The organism is Actinoallomurus oryzae, assembly GCF_039541955.1.
GTDB lineage: Bacteria > Actinomycetota > Actinomycetes > Streptosporangiales > Streptosporangiaceae > Actinoallomurus > Actinoallomurus oryzae.
In genome coordinates, this window is record NZ_BAABHF010000015.1 from 371,974 (window position 1) to 387,683 (window position 15,710).

Annotated in this window: 12 protein-coding genes; 6 read left to right on the forward strand and 6 right to left on the reverse strand. The window is 71.9% G+C overall.

The features are described from left to right. Positions 1–49: 49 nt before the first annotated feature. Positions 50–622, reverse strand: a complete 573-nt coding sequence (locus tag ABEA10_RS10625; protein WP_345460958.1) for a CGNR zinc finger domain-containing protein — start codon at positions 620–622, stop codon at positions 50–52. 117 nt (positions 623–739) lie between these two features. Between ABEA10_RS10625 and ABEA10_RS10630 the strand changes: the two genes are divergently transcribed. Both ABEA10_RS10630 and ABEA10_RS10635 read left to right on the forward strand, forming a co-directional pair. Beyond that, on the forward strand, positions 740–1,705 hold the full coding sequence (locus ABEA10_RS10630) for a DMT family transporter (RefSeq protein ID WP_345460961.1): 966 nt from the start codon (positions 740–742) through the stop codon (positions 1,703–1,705). A gap of 14 nt (positions 1,706–1,719) precedes the next feature. Further along, entirely contained in the window at positions 1,720–2,892 is a 1,173-nt protein-coding gene (locus tag ABEA10_RS10635; RefSeq protein ID WP_345460964.1) for an amidase, read from the forward strand. A gap of 132 nt (positions 2,893–3,024) precedes the next feature. Here the strand turns inward: ABEA10_RS10635 and ABEA10_RS10640 are convergent, their stop codons facing one another. Then, entirely contained in the window at positions 3,025–3,651 is a 627-nt protein-coding gene (locus ABEA10_RS10640) for a TetR/AcrR family transcriptional regulator (RefSeq protein WP_345460966.1), read from the reverse strand. Between the two features lie 75 nt (positions 3,652–3,726). On the opposite strand from ABEA10_RS10640, the gene ABEA10_RS10645 reads away from it, so the two are divergent. Continuing rightward, entirely contained in the window at positions 3,727–4,548 is an 822-nt protein-coding gene (locus tag ABEA10_RS10645) for an oxygenase MpaB family protein (protein WP_345460969.1), read from the forward strand. Positions 4,549–4,710: 162 nt separating this feature from the next. On the opposite strand, the gene ABEA10_RS10650 is transcribed toward ABEA10_RS10645, so the two are convergent. Further along, positions 4,711–5,694, reverse strand: a complete 984-nt coding sequence (locus ABEA10_RS10650) for a glycoside hydrolase family 31 protein (protein WP_345460972.1) — start codon at positions 5,692–5,694, stop codon at positions 4,711–4,713. A 318-nt stretch (positions 5,695–6,012) separates the two neighbouring features. On the opposite strand from ABEA10_RS10650, the gene ABEA10_RS10655 reads away from it, so the two are divergent. Further along, a complete protein-coding gene (locus ABEA10_RS10655) occupies positions 6,013–8,832 on the forward strand; it encodes a family 20 glycosylhydrolase (RefSeq protein WP_345460975.1) in 2,820 nt (939 codons plus the stop codon). A 98-nt stretch (positions 8,833–8,930) separates the two neighbouring features. Continuing rightward, positions 8,931–11,168 (forward strand): galactose-binding domain-containing protein, encoded by a 2,238-nt coding sequence (locus ABEA10_RS10660; RefSeq protein ID WP_345460978.1) that lies wholly within the window; start codon positions 8,931–8,933, stop codon positions 11,166–11,168. Between the two features lie 276 nt (positions 11,169–11,444). Here ABEA10_RS10660 and ABEA10_RS10665 read toward each other — a convergent pair whose 3' ends face one another. Then, positions 11,445–12,830 (reverse strand): serine hydrolase domain-containing protein, encoded by a 1,386-nt coding sequence (locus ABEA10_RS10665; protein WP_345460981.1) that lies wholly within the window; start codon positions 12,828–12,830, stop codon positions 11,445–11,447. Continuing rightward, on the reverse strand, positions 12,827–13,087 hold the full coding sequence (locus tag ABEA10_RS10670) for a hypothetical protein (protein WP_345460984.1): 261 nt from the start codon (positions 13,085–13,087) through the stop codon (positions 12,827–12,829). Before ABEA10_RS10670 ends, ABEA10_RS10665 begins: the two co-directional genes overlap by 4 nt. 175 nt (positions 13,088–13,262) lie before the next feature. Here ABEA10_RS10670 and ABEA10_RS10675 point away from each other — a divergent pair, with 175 nt between their 5' ends. Continuing rightward, positions 13,263–14,192 (forward strand): GbsR/MarR family transcriptional regulator, encoded by a 930-nt coding sequence (locus tag ABEA10_RS10675; RefSeq protein WP_345460987.1) that lies wholly within the window; start codon positions 13,263–13,265, stop codon positions 14,190–14,192. Positions 14,193–14,209: 17 nt separating this feature from the next. On the opposite strand, the gene ABEA10_RS10680 is transcribed toward ABEA10_RS10675, so the two are convergent. Beyond that, positions 14,210–15,559, reverse strand: a complete 1,350-nt coding sequence (locus ABEA10_RS10680; RefSeq protein ID WP_345460990.1) for a cation:dicarboxylate symporter family transporter — start codon at positions 15,557–15,559, stop codon at positions 14,210–14,212. Between the last annotated feature and the right edge of the window lie 151 nt (positions 15,560–15,710).

A 15,710-nucleotide genomic window follows, 5' to 3' on the forward strand; every position in this document is an offset into this window, starting at 1 on the left:
GCTCGGCTGTCGTCGCGTCCCTCGGCGCGGTGCCGGCCGGCGGGTACGGTCACCCGGCGGCGCGGCGGCGGCGGTGTTCGCGCACGCGGTGACGGACGCCGCAGATCTCGGCCGCGCACCAGACGCGGCGGCCGGTCGGGTCCAGGAACAGCATTCCGCAGTCGTGGTCGGGGCAGGTGCCCAGCATCGCGGCCTCGGGGCCCGTGAGGTGCTCGGCCGCCTGCCGGGCGACGCGGCCCAGCGACTCCCGTGCGGTCGCCGGTGGCCGCACGCGCGGCCCGGCCGGCTCGGCCTGGAGTTCGAGGGGCACGTCGGCGCGAAGGAACTCGTTGACGCGGGCGACGTCACCGGCCGGCCACGCGTTTCCCCGTACGGTGGCGAGCGCCAGGCTCCGCAGCGCCTCGCGCAGCGCGTGCGCGCGTAGGAGGTCGTCCTCGCCGGGGTCGTGCCGCGGGAGGAGGCCCTCGGCGCCGAGCCACTCGCGGAGTCGCGCGAGGTCGTACAGGCGTTCCACCGGCGTCTCACCGTAGGCGTCGCCGACCGTGGCGACGAGGTCGAGCCACGTCGCCCCGGTGTCGAAGCGCAGCCGTCTGATGCGCGCGCTCCCGTCTCCGGACGCCATCGTCCGATGATACGCCTCGAACCGTTACGGGTCGTGCCGGCGACGGCCGCGCATAAGCCGCTCCGCCCGGGTAGGTTCTCCCTGTAACACCTCAACCTGTTACAAGGAGGGTGCGCGGTGATCACTGCCAAGATCCGATCCATGGCCGGCCTGGCGCTCCCGGTCGCCTTCGTGCTGATCTGGAGCAGCGGCTACCTGGTCGGCACGATCGGCGCCCACGCCGGGCCGCCGCTGGGCCTGCTGGCATGGCGGTTCACGATCGGCTTCGCCGTCCTCGCCGCGATCTCGCTGGCGGCCCGGGCGCCCTGGCCGTCCGAGCCCCGCACCTGGCTGCACCTGCTGGCGATCGGGATCCTGCTGCAGACGGTTCAGTTCGGCACGCTCTACCTGGCCCTCGGCAGGGGAGTCCCGGCGGGCCTGTCCTCGTTGATCATCAGTGCGTGCCCGCTGGTGGTCGGCGCCGCCGCCGTCCCGCTCTTCGGCGAGCGGCTGACCGGACCGCAGTGGCTCGGGCTGGCGCTCGGCCTTGCCGGCGTGGGCATCTCGCTGACGGAGAAGCTCGCGGGCGGTGGCGAGCCGGCCGGGTACGCGCTGGTCGGACTGGCGCTGGCGGCCTTCGCGGCGGGGACGCTCTACCAGAAGGCCGTCGGCCTCACGGCGGATCTGCGCACGGGCACCACCATTCAGCTCTTCGGCGCGATGGTCACCGGCATTCCGCTCGCCCTGCTGCACGGCGGCATGCGCCTTCCACCGACCGCGCCCGCCATCGGCTCGCTGGCCTGGCTCGCGACGGTGAACTCGATCGGCAGCTTCACGCTCCTGTTCGTCCTGCTGCGGACGCGGGGCGGAGGCGCCGCCACCAGCCTGCTCTACCTGGTTCCGCCGGTGACGGCCCTGCTCGGCATGCCGCTGCTCGGCCAGGGCGCCGGTTGGAGTGTCTTCGCCGGGATGGCGGTGTCGGGCGCCGGTGTGGTGCTGGTGCTGCGCGCCGGAGCGAGCCGTACGGAGGAGGCACGCGCCGCGGAACCGCCCGGGAAGGAAGCCGGGGCGCGGCGCCCCCGAGAAGAATCCGTCCGCCACTGAAGGAGGAGAGGGCAGTGGACGATCTGCACGCCTGGGCGTGGCGACCCGAACGGCCGCCGGCCGCCGGAACGGACGGCCCGCTGGCCGGGTTCGCGCTGGGGGTCAAGGACGTCATCGACGTGGCCGGAATGCCCACCCGGTGCGGGTCACCGCTCACCGACGGCGCTCCGGCCGCCGCGGACGCTCCGGCGGTGGCCCGGCTGCGCGCCGCCGGAGCCGTGATCGCGGGCAAGACGCGGTGCACCGAGTGGGCGTTTAACGACCCGGCCCCCACCATCAGTCCCTGGGACCCCGCCCGCACGCCCGGCGGGTCGAGCGCGGGATCCGCGGTCGCCGTCGCCACCGGCGACTGCACCGCCACCGTGGACACCCAGACCGCCGGTGACGTGGTACGGCCCGCCGCCTACAACGGCATCGTCGGGCTGAAACCGGCGGCCGGGTGGGCGCCGGCCGAGGGCAGCCGGGCGGTGGCGCCGAGCATCGACACGCTCGGCGTCCTCGCCCGGTGCGTCTCGGACGCCGCCGCGGTGGCGTCCGCCATGGCCGACGCTCCGGCCCGCTTCGGGGCGGCACGGCCGGTCGCGGCGCCTCGCGTCGGTGTGCTGCGCGACCCGTTCACCGACCAGGTCGGGGACGCCGTGAGGACGAGCCTCGCCGAGGTGGTCCGCGCGCTCGCCGCCGAGGGCGCCGAGGTGAACGACGTCTCGACCGGCGTCGACCTCGCCGCCGTGCACGCCGCGCACCGCGTCCTCACGTTCGCCGAATGCGCGACCCGGCATCTGAGCCGTTATCGCGACCACGCCGAGCGCTACGGCCCGCGCGCCCGGGAGCTGATCGAACGGGGGCTGAGCACGCCCGCGCACGCATACCTGGAGGCCGACCGGGTGCGGCGGGACGCCACCGAACGGCTCGGCGCGCCGCTGGAGGGCCTCGACGTCCTGCTCGTCCCGGCGACGCCCGAGCCCGCGCCCACGCGCGAGACCACGGGTGACTCCCGGCTTCAGATCCCGTGGACCCTGTGCGGCCTGCCGTCGCTCGCGCTGCCGGCCGGCGTGGCCGGGCACCTTCCGCTGGGCGTCCAGCTCGTCGCGGCCAGAGACGCCGAGGCGAGGCTGCTCGGAGCCGGCGTCTGGTGCGAGCGGGTGCTCGACTTCGACGCCACCGCCGTGCGGCGCACGCGCCGGTGAGCACCGCGTCGCGACGCGACGCCAGGCCCACCTGCTGCTGGAGGAGACGCTCCTGCACATCGTCTCCACCGTGCTGCCCAGGTCATCGCCGGCGAGGGTGACACGCCCGGCCGATGAGGGACGGCCGCCCGATCAGCCGGGGCCCTCGCGGTCGGCGATGGCGATGAAGATCTTCGCGCACTCGGCCACGAGCTCCTCCTCGGTCATCGTGAGAGTGCCGGACAGCCAGGCGGTCAGCGTCTGCGCGAGGCCGCCGACGACGAACTGGGCGGCGAGGTCGAGTTCCGGGCTGTCCGCGATGCCGTAGACCTCCCGCGCCTTCCCGCTGAGCAGCCGTGCGAAGAACGTGGAGGACTCCAGCCGGCGCCGGGCGAGCAGGGGGTCGGTCAGCGTGACCGAGAACAGCACCCGCCCGTGCCGCGGATCGCCGGCCACGGCGCGGACCAGGTGCTCGAGCCCGGCGCGGATCTTCGCGTCGCTCTCCGGCCCGGCGGCCTCCACCGCCGACAGCGCGGCGGCGGCGACGGTCTGCACGACGTGCTCGTGGACGGCCGCCACGAGCTCGTCACGGCCGGCGAAGCTCTCGTAGAAGTAGCGCGCGGTCAGCCCGGCCCGCTGGCAGACGCGGCGCACGGTGAGCTGGTCGCCCTCGGCCCCGCCGAGCAGGTCCAGGCCTGCCTCGATCAGCTGCGCCCGCCGCTCCGCCTTGCGGTCGGCGCCGCTGACTCCTCCGTAGGTGCGCATCTCCGCAGCGGCCATGCGGCCATCTTGACAGCTCGTCCCGTGGCGAGGAATCTGATAACAAGCGTTGTCAGATGTTGCCCCGGAGATGCCATGGCGACCACCGAGCCGGATCCGCTGGACAAGAAGGTGATCGTCGGCGCCGCCCTCATGGCGGGCGCCGCAAATGTGATCATGCAGCTGGCCCGCCCAGGGGTCGGCTACGGCGTGATCGAGAGCAAGGTGGAGAGCGGGCGGTTGCACCGTCACCCGATCAAGCGGTCCCGGACGACCTTCAGCTACCTGGCCGTGGCCCTGCTCGGCAGCCCGGAGGAGAAGGCGGCCTACCGCAAGGCGGTGAACCGGTCGCACGCCCGGGTGCGCTCGAGCCCGTCCAGCCCGGTGCGGTACAACGCGTTCGACTCCGGCCTGCAACTCTGGGTCGCCGCGTGCCTCTACCGCGGGTTCGAGGACACCTACCGGGCGTTCGTCGGCCCGCCGGCGCCCGCCGACCGGGAGCGGCTCTACAAGGCGGCGGCGACCCTGGGCACGACGCTGCAGGTGCCGCCGGAGGCCTGGCCCGCCGACCGGGAGGCCTTCGAGGACTACTGGCGCGAGGAGATGGAACAGGTCTCGATCGACGAGCCGGTCCGCGAATATCTGCTGGAAATCGCCGACCTGCGGTTCCTGCCCCGGCCGATCAGTATGGCGTTCGGGGGGTTCAACCGGTTCGTCACGACCGGGTTCCTGCCCCCGGACTTCCGCGAGGAGATGCGTCTTTCCTGGAGTGACCGGGACCAGCGGCGGTTCGACCGGTTCATCGCCGCCGTCCGGGCGGTGGTGCGCGTGCAGCCTCCGCCGGTCCGGCGGTTCCCCTTCGACCTGCTGCTGTGGGACGTACGCCGGCGCATCCGCACGGGCCGTCCACTGGTGTGACCGCCGCGCGCCCTTGCTCGTACGGTCGAACCGCGGTGAAGAAGGACGCCGTTCCCGGCGGCGTCGAGTTCGGCGACAGAGCCGGTGAGCTGCGAATTCGTCCAGCGACCTCGTCACGCCAAGCGGCGTACCACTTTGGCGAATAGATCGTTGACAATCCTGTTAGAGATTTCTGTTCCGCGCCCGTAGCCGGTCGCCGGTCTCGGCCAGGTCCTCATACCCACAGCCGTAGCCGTCGTTGACGAGCATCCAGCCCAGCGGGATGTCCCCCGAGACGTACCCGTCGGCGACGTCGATCGCATCCAGGGTGTGCCGCTCCCCACGGTTGGCGTTGTGCAGGTAGCGGTCCGAGTCGCCCATCTCCAGCCCGTACATCGGAGGCATGAACGGCCGTCCGACCAGCGCCGTGTAGTCGCCGATCACCTGTTTCGGCGTGCCGATGAAGTAGTAGCCGTCGAAGCGGCGTTCGGACTCGGTGGTGCGCACCGGGTCGGTGAAGGCGTACTGCCCGGGGGCGAAGGTGTTCCGGAACACCCCGTACCCGGCGGTGGACAGGTAGAACGGCTGGGAGTTCGGGTGCCCGCCCTCGTCCCAGTCGAAGTCGTTCGCCACCTGGATCGTCCGGCCGGTGTGCACGAAGCCGCCGTTCTGCTCCCCGCCGCCGAAGAACTGCTCACCGGGCCGGGTGGACAGCGTCTGTGTCGTCGCGGTGTCCGACCACGACAGCGGCGCCGTCTCGGCGAACACCGGTGTCCCGTCGGGACGCCGGGCCGCGAACAGCATGGGGTCCCTGCCCACCGTGAGGACCACCGCGCCGGTGGTCAGCCGGACGCCCGAGCCCGTCCGGCTCACGCGCGGGTTCACCCCCGGGTAGTCGTGCTTGACCACCATGTCGGCGGCGTTCGGGTTCGCCGGATCGTCGTTCGGGTCGGTGAAGTGCCCGTCCGGTGCCGCCCAGATCCGGAACACGTCATCGGCATAGAAGATCACTCGTACCTTCGCCTCGCCCGAGCTGAAGGTCACCGTGTTCCCGTCCACGGTGAAGCCGGTCATCCGGCCGAGCGCGCCGCCGGCCGCGGAGGCCGTGCGTACCTCCGGAGCGGAGAGGCCGAGGACCAGGAGGAGGGCGGTGAACAGCGTGATCATCCGTCGGCACGTCCGTGTCATTACCAGCCTCTAGCCGCCCAGACATCGGATGTATTTCGACGATCATGCGCAAATTAGATCGGAACATCGGCCGAGTCAACACAAATGCGCAGAACCGGCCACCGTTCCCCCGGCTCACCGTCGGAATCCTCTGTACGGCCGCAAGAACTTGGCCCTGACGGTTGACGGTCACGATGGTGCGTGCTCAAATTCCCTCGAAACAGCCACTATTCGCGCATAAACGCGCAGCAGGCGGGAGCACTTGTGACAACGTCTTCGAGCCGCCGACGCCGATGGTGGCGTAAGAGGTCCGATCTGTTGGTCGCGCTGGTGACACTGGCCGGGCTGACGGGCGTCCCGGCCGCGGCGGTCGCCGATGCGGCGTCCCCGCCCCCGGCGGTCGTCCCGGCGCTGCGATCCTGGAACGGCGGCGCGGGCACGTTCTCTCTCCGCCCGGGTTCACGTGTCGTGGTCGACGCCGCGCACGCCGCCGACCTGCGGGACGACGCCCGGACCTTCGCCGCCGACCTGGCCGCGGCCGGTGCCGAACGGCTTCCCGTGGTCACCGGCCACCGCCCGGGCCACGGCGACGTCTTCCTCACCGAGCACGCCGGAGACTCCGCGGAGGCGTACGAACTGACGGTCGGCACCGGCGATGTGACGATCAGCGGTGGCGGCGCGGCGGGCGTCTTCTACGGCGAGCAGAGCGTCGAACAGATCCTCAAGACCGCCGAGGACCACGCCACGCTCCCCGCCGGGTCCGCCCGCGAGCGGCCGGCCCAGCCCGAGCGCGGCCTCATGATCGACACCGCGCGTGAGTACTGGCCCGTCGCCACGCTGTTGAACACCATCCGGCAGATGGCCTGGATGAAGCTGAACACCTTCCACTGGCACGTCACCGACAGCGAGGCGTTCCGGCTCCGGCTCCCCGGCTACGCGGGTCTGGCCGCCGCCCGGTCCTACACCCCGGAGGACGTGCGGAGGATCGAGGCGTACGCCCGCCGGTACCACGTCGCCGTCGTCCCCGAGATGGACATCCCGGGACACGCCACCTCGCTCACCGCCTACCGCCCGCCCCTGCGGTGGGACTGCGCGTCGATGAACCAGATCATCCACGCCGGCCGGATCGACCCCGGCTTCACCGTGGACATCACCAAGCAGGCCAACGTGGCCTGGCTGGACGGTCTGACCGAGGCGTTCCTGTCCGTGTTCGACGCGCCGGTCGTGCACCTGGGCGGCGACGAGACGCCGGACGCCGACCTGCAGAGCCGGTGCCCGGAACTCGCCGCCTACGCCAAGAGCCGGGGCTATGCGAAGACCGAGGACGTCTTCCTGGCCTATGAGAACCACCTCGACGACCTGGTGCGTCGCCACGGCCGGACCATGGAGATCTGGGGCTGGTGGCCGCAGACCGGCGGCGGCGCCTCGGTGACGGTCGACAAGGACGTACGCATCCAGGCCTGGCTCGGCGACGAGGCCACGTTCCTCGCGCAGGGCTACCAGGTGCTGGTCAGCAACGAGCACTCCCGGTTGTACGTGGTCCCCAAGGACCCGCCGGGAACCGGCAACGGCAACTACATACCGGATGACGCGGCGCTGTACGGCGCGTACGCGCCCCCGTCCTCGCCGCAGGTCGAGGGGATGCAGATGGCGGAGTGGGGCGACAACGCGTACGCCATGCCCGCGGCCTACTTCGCCCACTACCTGAGGCGCCCGATGCAGATCCTGGCCTCGAGCGCCTGGAACGGGCCGCGGGACGGCGGCCACCTCGACTACGAGCTGACCGCCGACCGGGTCGGCAGCGCTCCCGGGGTTCCCGAGACCGGCGACCCTGACGCGACCGTGGTGGACGGCACCCCGTACGGTGCCGACGACGCGGCGGCCGCGTTCGACGGGGACCCGGCCACGGCCTTCACCGGCCAGACCGCCGGCATCGACCTCGGGGCCGGACGCGACACCTCGGTCAGCGAGGTACGCCTGCTGCCCAGGAGCAACCGGACCGCGGATCTGTCCGCCCTGGTCGGCGGCCGGATCCAGGGCTGTGTCACCGGCCCGGACACCGGCTGCCGCGATCTGGCGCGGGTGCGGTGGACGCCCACGATGGACTGGCTGACCCTGCCGGTGGACGACGGTTCCCGGTACCGGTGGCTGCGTTACGCCGGTCCGCCCGGCTCCACGGGCGCCGTCGCCGAGATCCAGTTCCTCACCCGGCGGGCGGGCGCGCTCCAGGTACGGGTGCGGGCGCCGGCACGGCTGTCCCCGGACCGTCCCACGACCGCCACGGTGACGCTCACGAACGACTCGGACCGTACGGTCGACCGTGTGTCGCTGCGGGTCACCGCCGACGGCCAGGCCGACCAGGGGCGGCTGGACGGGCGACCGCGCGCGGTACCCGGCCGCATCGGCCCGGGACGGACCGTCGCGGTTCCCGTGACGCTGCCCACCGGGCACGCGGCGGCGGGCGACTACCGCGTCAGCGCGGACGTCGCCTACCGGCGGGGGGCGGGAACCGCCGAGCGGTTCACCGCACGCGCCACCGCCGTGGGGACGGTGCCGTTCACCACCTTCGCTCAGGCGTTCGACAACATCGGCACGACCGACGACGCGAACCCGCAGCGCGGCGGCGTGGACGGCGCGATGAGCAGTTTCTCCCGGCAGGATCTCGCGTCCGCCGGTGCCGTGGCCGGCCGGACCCTCACCGCGGGCGGCTTCCGCTACACCTGGCCGGACACCGCTGCGGGCGAGCCCGACAACGCCGTGGCCCACGGCCAGGTCATCCCGGTGAGCGGACGGCCCGCGCGGATCGGCGTGCTGGCCACCGCCACGTACGCGCCGCCCGGCGGGCTGACCGGCACCGGTACGGTCACCTACACCGACGGCACGACCACGCCCTACACGATCACGGTGCCCGACTGGAGCGCGGACGCCCCGGTCGGAGTCGTCCTCGCCGTACACGGCACGAAGGTGAACGGGTTCGCACGCGCGCAGGCCGGCCGTACGGCGAACGTCTTCTCCTTCGCCGTCCCGGTCGCCGCCGGCAAGCGACCGGCCTCCATCACCCTGCCCGCCGGCCCCGCGTGGGCGGCGGGGAAGACGCCCGCCATCCACGTCTTCGCCCTCAGCACGCGGAGTGGTTGACAGGCACCCCGGCTCCGGACCCCGGGCCGGCTCCCGCCGTCCGTTCCGGAAGGAACGGCCCTACCACCGACGCCCGTACGGCCCGATGGGACCTCATCATGAAGACAGGCAGGAGAATCCTCGCGGTGGCGGGCATGCTGCTCGCGGCCGGAGCCGTCGCGCGGCCCGCGACCGCCGAGCCCGGCCCGAAGCTCTACCACGCCGCGCCCCGCGGCAGCGGTGAGGCCTGCGCCCCGGCGCGCCCCTGCTCCCTGGCCACCGTCCAGCGGAAGGTCCGCCAGGTGCTCGCCGAGGGCATGGGCCGGGACATCGAGGTACGCCTGGCGGGCGGCACCTACACCCTGGGCACGCCGCTCACCCTCGGCGCGGCCGACTCCGGCGAGGGCGGTCACCCGGTGACGTGGACGGCCGAGCCCGGCGCCCGGCCCGTGCTCTCCGGCGCCCGGGCCATCACCGGCTGGCGCGCCTCCGCCCACGGCCGCTGGACCGCCAAGGTCCCCGACGGCGTCACCCCGCGTCAGCTCTTCGTCAGCGGCGTACGCGCGGTGCGGGCCCGCGGCGAGGCCTGCGCCGCCGCGGTGTGCCACACCACCAAGAACGGGATGACCGGCGCCACCGCCACCGGCATCGCCTCCTGGGCGAGACCGGCCGCCGCGGAGGCCGTCATTCGTGTCCGGTGGCGCAACTACCACTGCCGGATCGCGGGGGTGGCGGGCGATCTGCTGACGTTCGCCCAGCCCTGCTGGACCAACTCCTCGAGTGGCACCGGCCGCACCGGACCGGCCTGGGACACCACGGCCGTGGACTCCAGCCGTTACACGGGCGTCTCCTACTTCGAGAACGCCGTCGAACTCCTCGACCGGCCGGGGGAGTTCGCCTGGGATCCGGACGCGCGCACCGTCACCTACCTGCCGCGCCCCGGCCAGGACATGCGCCGCGCCACCGCCGTCACGCCGGGCGCCGAGCACCTGGTCGTGCTCGACGCCGCGCACGACGTCCGGCTGTCCGGGCTGACCTTCTCCTACGCCGCCTACCACCAGCCGGACACCGACGAGGGCTACGCGGGTACGCAGGCGGGCCTCACGCTCACCGGAGCCACCGGCCCGGTGGACCACGCCGGCCGCTACTACACCAAGCCGGCCGCCGCCGTCACCGTGCGCGGAGGCCGTGACGTCGCGGTGGACCACGCGGTGTTCACCCGGCTCGGAGGCGCCGGGCTGATCTTCGAGTCCGGCACCAAGGACTCGGCCGTCATCCACTCCACCTTCACCGACCTGTCCTCCGGCGCCGTCTACGCGGGCGACACCGACCCGAATCCGCCGGCCGCGCTGGCGGGCGAGCAGAACACCGTCGCGTACAACACGATCAGCCGTGTCGGCGTCGAGTACACCGACGCGGTGGGCATCTGGGCCGGCTACGAGGCGGGGCTGACGGTCGACCACAACTCCCTCGACCACCTGCCGTACTCCGGCATCTCGGTCGGCTGGGGCTGGAACCAGCCCGAGGCGCAGAAGTCCGTGCTGCGCGACAACAAGATCACCAATAACCGGATCACCGACGCGATGCTCGTGGAGTACGGCCAGCACGACGGCAGCGCGATCTACACCCAGGGCGCCCAGCCCGCCACCGTGATCAGCGGCAACTACGTCGACCGCTCCGCGTACGGCAACACCGAACGCGACGGCAACGGCGTGTACCTCGACGAGCAGTCCTCCTACATCCTCGTCGAGAACAACGTCATCACCCGGGTCGGCTACAAGTGGGTGTCCAACTGGGCCGGGTACGGCATTGAGAACACCGTCCGCGGCAACTGGACCGACACCGGCGCTCCGCCCCTGTCCGGCCGGGGTTCCACCATGGTGGACAACCACACCGGGCTCGACCTCCTCCCCGCCGAGGCCCTCAGGGTCGCCGCGGCGGCCGGCGCCCGTCCCGGCCAAGAGCCGGTCGAACGGCTGCGCCCCGACTTCGCCCGGCCCGGCACCGCCACCCAGTCCTCCACGAGCGGCACGGCCGCCGCCGCACTCGGGAACGACGGCGACACGACCACCGACGCGCGCACTCTCTCCGAGCCGGGGGCCTGGTGGCAGGTCGACCTGGGCTCCTCCCGCCACATCGGGCAGGTGGAGATCTGGAACGACGCCTCCATGACCACGGCCGACTTCGACGTCCAGATCTCCGGCGGCGCCGACTTCGCCGACGCCACCACCGTTCACGTCACCGGCAGGGCGCGGCGCCCGACTCTGGTCGACACGGACACCGAGGGCCGCTACGTACGGATCACCCTGCCCGGCACCGGACGCGTCGGCCTGGCGGAGGTCTCCGTGCATCGGTAGCGCCCGGAGGGTGTTCGGCGGCCTTCCCGTACGCTCAGGACGCCGCCGGGAACACGACCGGGACGCTGTTGATGCCGATGACGCCCGTCGGCCAGACCACCTGCGGCCGGGCGCCGGGGGCCAGCCGGTACTCGGGGATCCGCCGGTGCCACTCCTCCAGGACGACCCGCAGCGCGGGTGTGGTCGGGCGGGTCGAAGGCGATGGGCACCAGCGGGACGGGACTGCCGAGTGCGTTCCGGCTCACCGGACCGGCCGGTGAGCCGGATGCCGACGGCCTACCGCAGTGGTCCGGTTCGCGGGTGCACCCGGCAGTTCGTGTGCAGGTACCGGGCGGTCCCGTCCGCGAAGTCGTAGATCGCGACCGTCCGGGGGTCCTCCAGGGAGTCCGCCGGCCGCATCAGGAAGTGCGTCTCGCTCACGGGGAGCAGCTCGTACCTGACGCGGTCGGGTCTTCGGAGAATCTGCGCCTGCACGGGGTCGATGACCAGGGTCAGGTACGGCTTTCCGCCTTCGGCCGACACCTCGTACCGCGCGCCGGGCCGCTCGTACACGCCCTCGTACCTGGACGGGTCGAGGTTCAGCGTCGCGTCCGGTGCCGGCGGGTCCGGGACGGTGACCGTGCCGAGGTCGGCCAGGATCTCGTTGAAGACCGTGCGGTAGAAGCTTTCGCGCGGACCGCCGTTGGTCAGCATCACGATGGCGGTGTTCGAGCTCGGCAGCACTCTCAGCCGGGCGTTCTCGCCGATCGTGCTGCCGTCGCTCGCGTAGACGGTTTCGCCGTGCCAGTCGCACACGATGAGCCCGAGCGCCCATTCCGGCCCGAACATGTACGGATCCGGTACGGGCACCCGCGACCGCATCATCTCCTCGATGCCTTCGGCCGAGATGACCCGCTTTCCGTTCGGCGCCGTGCCCGCGTTGAGGAGGACGTGCGCCAGCGCCAGCACCTCGCGGGTCGTCGAGGTGATGTTGCCACCGGGGCCGAAGGCGCGCGGCAGATGGTCCACCGGCGGGACGAAGGGGCCCTCCTCCCGGGAACGGATCAGGTGCCCGGTCGCGGCCCGGGTTCGGTCCACCTGCTCGTGCCGGCTGTTCGTGTCGCTCAGGCCCATGGGATCGAAGAGCCGGTCCCGCATGAGGTCGTCCCAGCGCTTGCCGTCGTGCACCTCCAGGATGCGCGCGAGAATCGCGTAACCCAGCGCGGCGCTGTACCCGTGGGTGTGGCCGACCGGGAAGACCTGGGGCGCGTCGGCGATGTTCGCGACCATGCGCTCGTAGACGTCCTCGTCCTCGCCGGGGTCGCCGTAGGCCTCCTCGACGCCGCCGGTGTGGTAGAGCAGATGACGAGGGGTGATCGTGGCGCTCGCCTCGGCATCGGCCACCGTGAAACCCGGCAGATGGGTCCGCACCGGCGCGTCCAGATCGACCTTCCCCTCGTCGGCGAGCTGCAGGAAGGCCAGCGCCGTCCAGGTCTTGGTCATCGAGCCGCACTGGTAGACGGTGTCCGTCGTCGCCGGTTCACCGGTCCGTACGTCTTTGACGCCGACGGCGAGTTCGGCGAGCTCTCCGTCGTGGAGTACGCCGATCGCGGCGCTCGGGATCCCGTACTCCGCCAACAGCTCGGCGACCCGGGCGTGAATACGTGGCGCGTCGAACCTCACCGCGGGAGACCGACCGCGTTCGGGGCGTCCGCTTCGAAGAACTCGGTCGTGGCGTGGGCGCCGGCATGGGCCTCGAAGAAGTCCCGGACACCGTCGATGGAGTCGTGGCTGATGATGTTCACCGCCTTGGCCCCGTCCTTGCTCGCGACCGCCACCTTCCAGGCGGCGCCCTCGGGGAGCTTGGCGTGTGCCCTCTTCAGGCCATTCCAGAATCCGTCCTGATCCGAGACGGTCGACACGGCCATCACGTACATCATGGTCTCCTCCATTTCAGACTGCGAAAAAGCTACGTTGCGTTTCATAAGGTGTCAACGGAATGTCTGTGGAATGCCCAGCTGAAATGGCAATCGTTGCAACAGAACTGTGAATGAATGCAACTGTCTCGGCCGATTCGTTGCAAGTACTGTTGATGAACGCAAGGGAGGGGTGCCGGTGCCCGGAGGCAGACTGACCCAGGAGGACCGCCGGCGGATCGCGGTGTTGCTGGAGGACGGACTCGGGTACGCCGAGATCGGCCGGCAGCTCGGCCGGCCGACTTCCACGGTCAGCCGCGAGGTCGCCCGCAACGGCACACCCGGCGACTACCAGGCCGCCCGCGCGCAGGAGGTCGCCGACCGGCGCGCACGCCGGCGCAAGCCGCCCCGGCCCGCCGGGCCGGCGGCCGACGGGCGGCCGGCCGAGGAGGTACGCGCGTTCGTCGACCGGCTGGCGACGCTGCTGGCCGCGACGGGTCTGCCCGGCATGACCGCCCGGGTGTTCGTCTGCCTGCTCACCGCCGACGCCGGCGGCCTGACGGCCGCCGATCTCGTCCGTCGGCTCCAGGTCAGCCCCGCATCGGTGTCGAAGTCCATCGGCTCTCTCGAAGCCCTGGACCTGGTCGTCCGCCGGCCGGACCCCGGCACTCGCCGCGAGCGGTACCTCATCGACGAGGACGTCTGGCTCCGGGCGTGGCAGACCGACACCGGCGCGCACGGCGAGGTCGCGGCGGCGGCGCGGCGAGGCGTCGAGATCTTCGGCGCCGGCACGGCCGCCGGTGCCCGGCTCGGCAGGATGGGCCAGTTCTTCGGCCGGCTCAGTGAGCAGATGAGCGGCAGCGCCCTCGCCGAGCCCAGCGTCTACGACGGGCTCACCGTGCTCGCCGCCCTCGTGCACGCCGGCCGGCCGCTCACCGCGGACGCGCTGGCCACCGCGCTCGGCTGGGCCCCCGACCGGGTGGCCACCGCCCTGGACGCGATCCGGCGGCGGCCGGCCATCGCCGATCCGCTGGTCCTGCGAGCCGTCGCGGACCGGACGTACACCCTGACCGCCAGGCCGGACCGGTTGAGCCCGGCGCAACGCACGGCACTCGATCGCCCCGGCTGAAGGCCGGTGCGGTCGTCTCAGGCATGGCCGCCCGGCTGCGAACCGGACACTCCGGCGGGGGACGGGACGCCCGCGACCGGCGCCGCGCGGTGGCCGAGCGTGGCCGTGGCCTGCTCGGCGTCGAAGTCGTTCTCCCACTTGCCGACGACGATGGCCGCCACCGCGTTGCCCAGCACGTTGATGAACACGCGGCCCTCATTGAGGATGCGGTCGATGCCGACGATGAGCGCGAGCGCGGCGAGGGGAACGTGCCCGAAGGCGGTGATGCTGCTCGCCAGCACGACGAACGCGCCGCCGGCGACACCCGCGGTTCCCTTGCTGGTCAGCATCATGATGCCGACCATGACGAGTTGCTGCTGCCAGGACAGGTGCACGTCGACGGCCTCCGCCACGAACAGCGAGCCCATCGTGAGGTACACGGCCGAGCCGTCCAGGTTGAAGGAGAATCCCGCCGGGATCGTGATGCCGACGACCGTACGGCCGACGCCGAGGCGTTCGAGCTTGGCGACCACCTGCGGCAGCACGGACTCGCTCGAACAGGTGCTCAGCACGATCAGCAGCTCGTCCTTCAGGTAGCGCATCAGCGGGAGGAGGCGCAGCTTGCAGGCCCGCATGATCCCGCCGAGGACCACGACGATGTACAGGACGCACGTCCCGGCGAACACGAGGATGAGGTAGCCGAGCTGCTTCAGGCTGGACACCCCGTACGTGCTGACGACGGCGGCGAGGGCGCCGAACGTGCCGAACGGCGCGGTCCTCATGATCCACGACACGATGCGGAAGACGACGTCGGACAGGCTCTGGATGCCCCGGGCGAGCGGCTCGACGCGCGCGCCGCCGAGGTTCAGGGCGAAGCCGAAGACGATCGAGATGAACAGCGTCGCGACGATGTTGTCGCTGGTGAAGGCGCTGAACATCGTGTCCGGGATGATGGAGGACACGAAGGCGGTGAAGCTGGTGGCGTCGGAGGAGGTCTTCGGTACGGCGCCGGCGTCCAGGCTGTGCGGGTCGATGTGCATTCCGGCGCCCAGCCGGAACACATTGGCCACCACGAGCCCGATCAGCATGGAGACGAGCGAGAAGACGACGAAGTAGCCGATCGCCTTGACGCCGATCCGCCCGACGCGCCGCACGTTGTCCATGGCGGCGATGCCCGTGGTGACGACGCAGAAGATGACCGGCGCGACGATCATCTTGACGAGGGCGATGAACCAGTCGCTGAGCGGCTGCATCGCGCGGCCGAAGCCCGGGAACAGCAGGCCCACCGCGATGCCGAGGATCGCGGCGATGATCACCTGCACCCACAGTTCCCGGAGAAGGCGGAGTCCGGGCCGTGTCCGCTGCTGGTCGGTGGTTGATCGTGACATGCGGTCTCCTTGGACGCCGTCCTCGGGGTGGGTGAAGATGTCCATCGCCGCGTGCGCCGTCCGTCGGGCGGCTGCACTCCGCGCCGTACGCCCGGATGCTCCTATGGATGTCAAGCCGCTGAAGGCGTGAGGTCGGTTGAGGCCGGCGGGC

Excerpts from the sequence above, each read along its gene's own strand:
- ABEA10_RS10625 (WP_345460958.1), bottom strand. The coding sequence starts at position 622 with ATGGCGTCCGGAGACGGGAGCGCGCGCATCAGACGGCTGCGCTTCGAC.
- ABEA10_RS10640 (WP_345460966.1), bottom strand. The coding sequence starts at position 3,651 with ATGGCCGCTGCGGAGATGCGCACCTACGGAGGAGTCAGCGGCGCCGAC.
- ABEA10_RS10645 (WP_345460969.1), top strand. The coding sequence starts at position 3,727 with ATGGCGACCACCGAGCCGGATCCGCTGGACAAGAAGGTGATCGTCGGC.
- ABEA10_RS10670 (WP_345460984.1), bottom strand. The coding sequence starts at position 13,087 with ATGATGTACGTGATGGCCGTGTCGACCGTCTCGGATCAGGACGGATTC.
- ABEA10_RS10680 (WP_345460990.1), bottom strand. The coding sequence starts at position 15,559 with ATGTCACGATCAACCACCGACCAGCAGCGGACACGGCCCGGACTCCGC.
- ABEA10_RS10650 (WP_345460972.1), bottom strand. The coding sequence starts at position 5,694 with ATGATCACGCTGTTCACCGCCCTCCTCCTGGTCCTCGGCCTCTCCGCT.
- ABEA10_RS10660 (WP_345460978.1), top strand. The coding sequence starts at position 8,931 with ATGAAGACAGGCAGGAGAATCCTCGCGGTGGCGGGCATGCTGCTCGCG.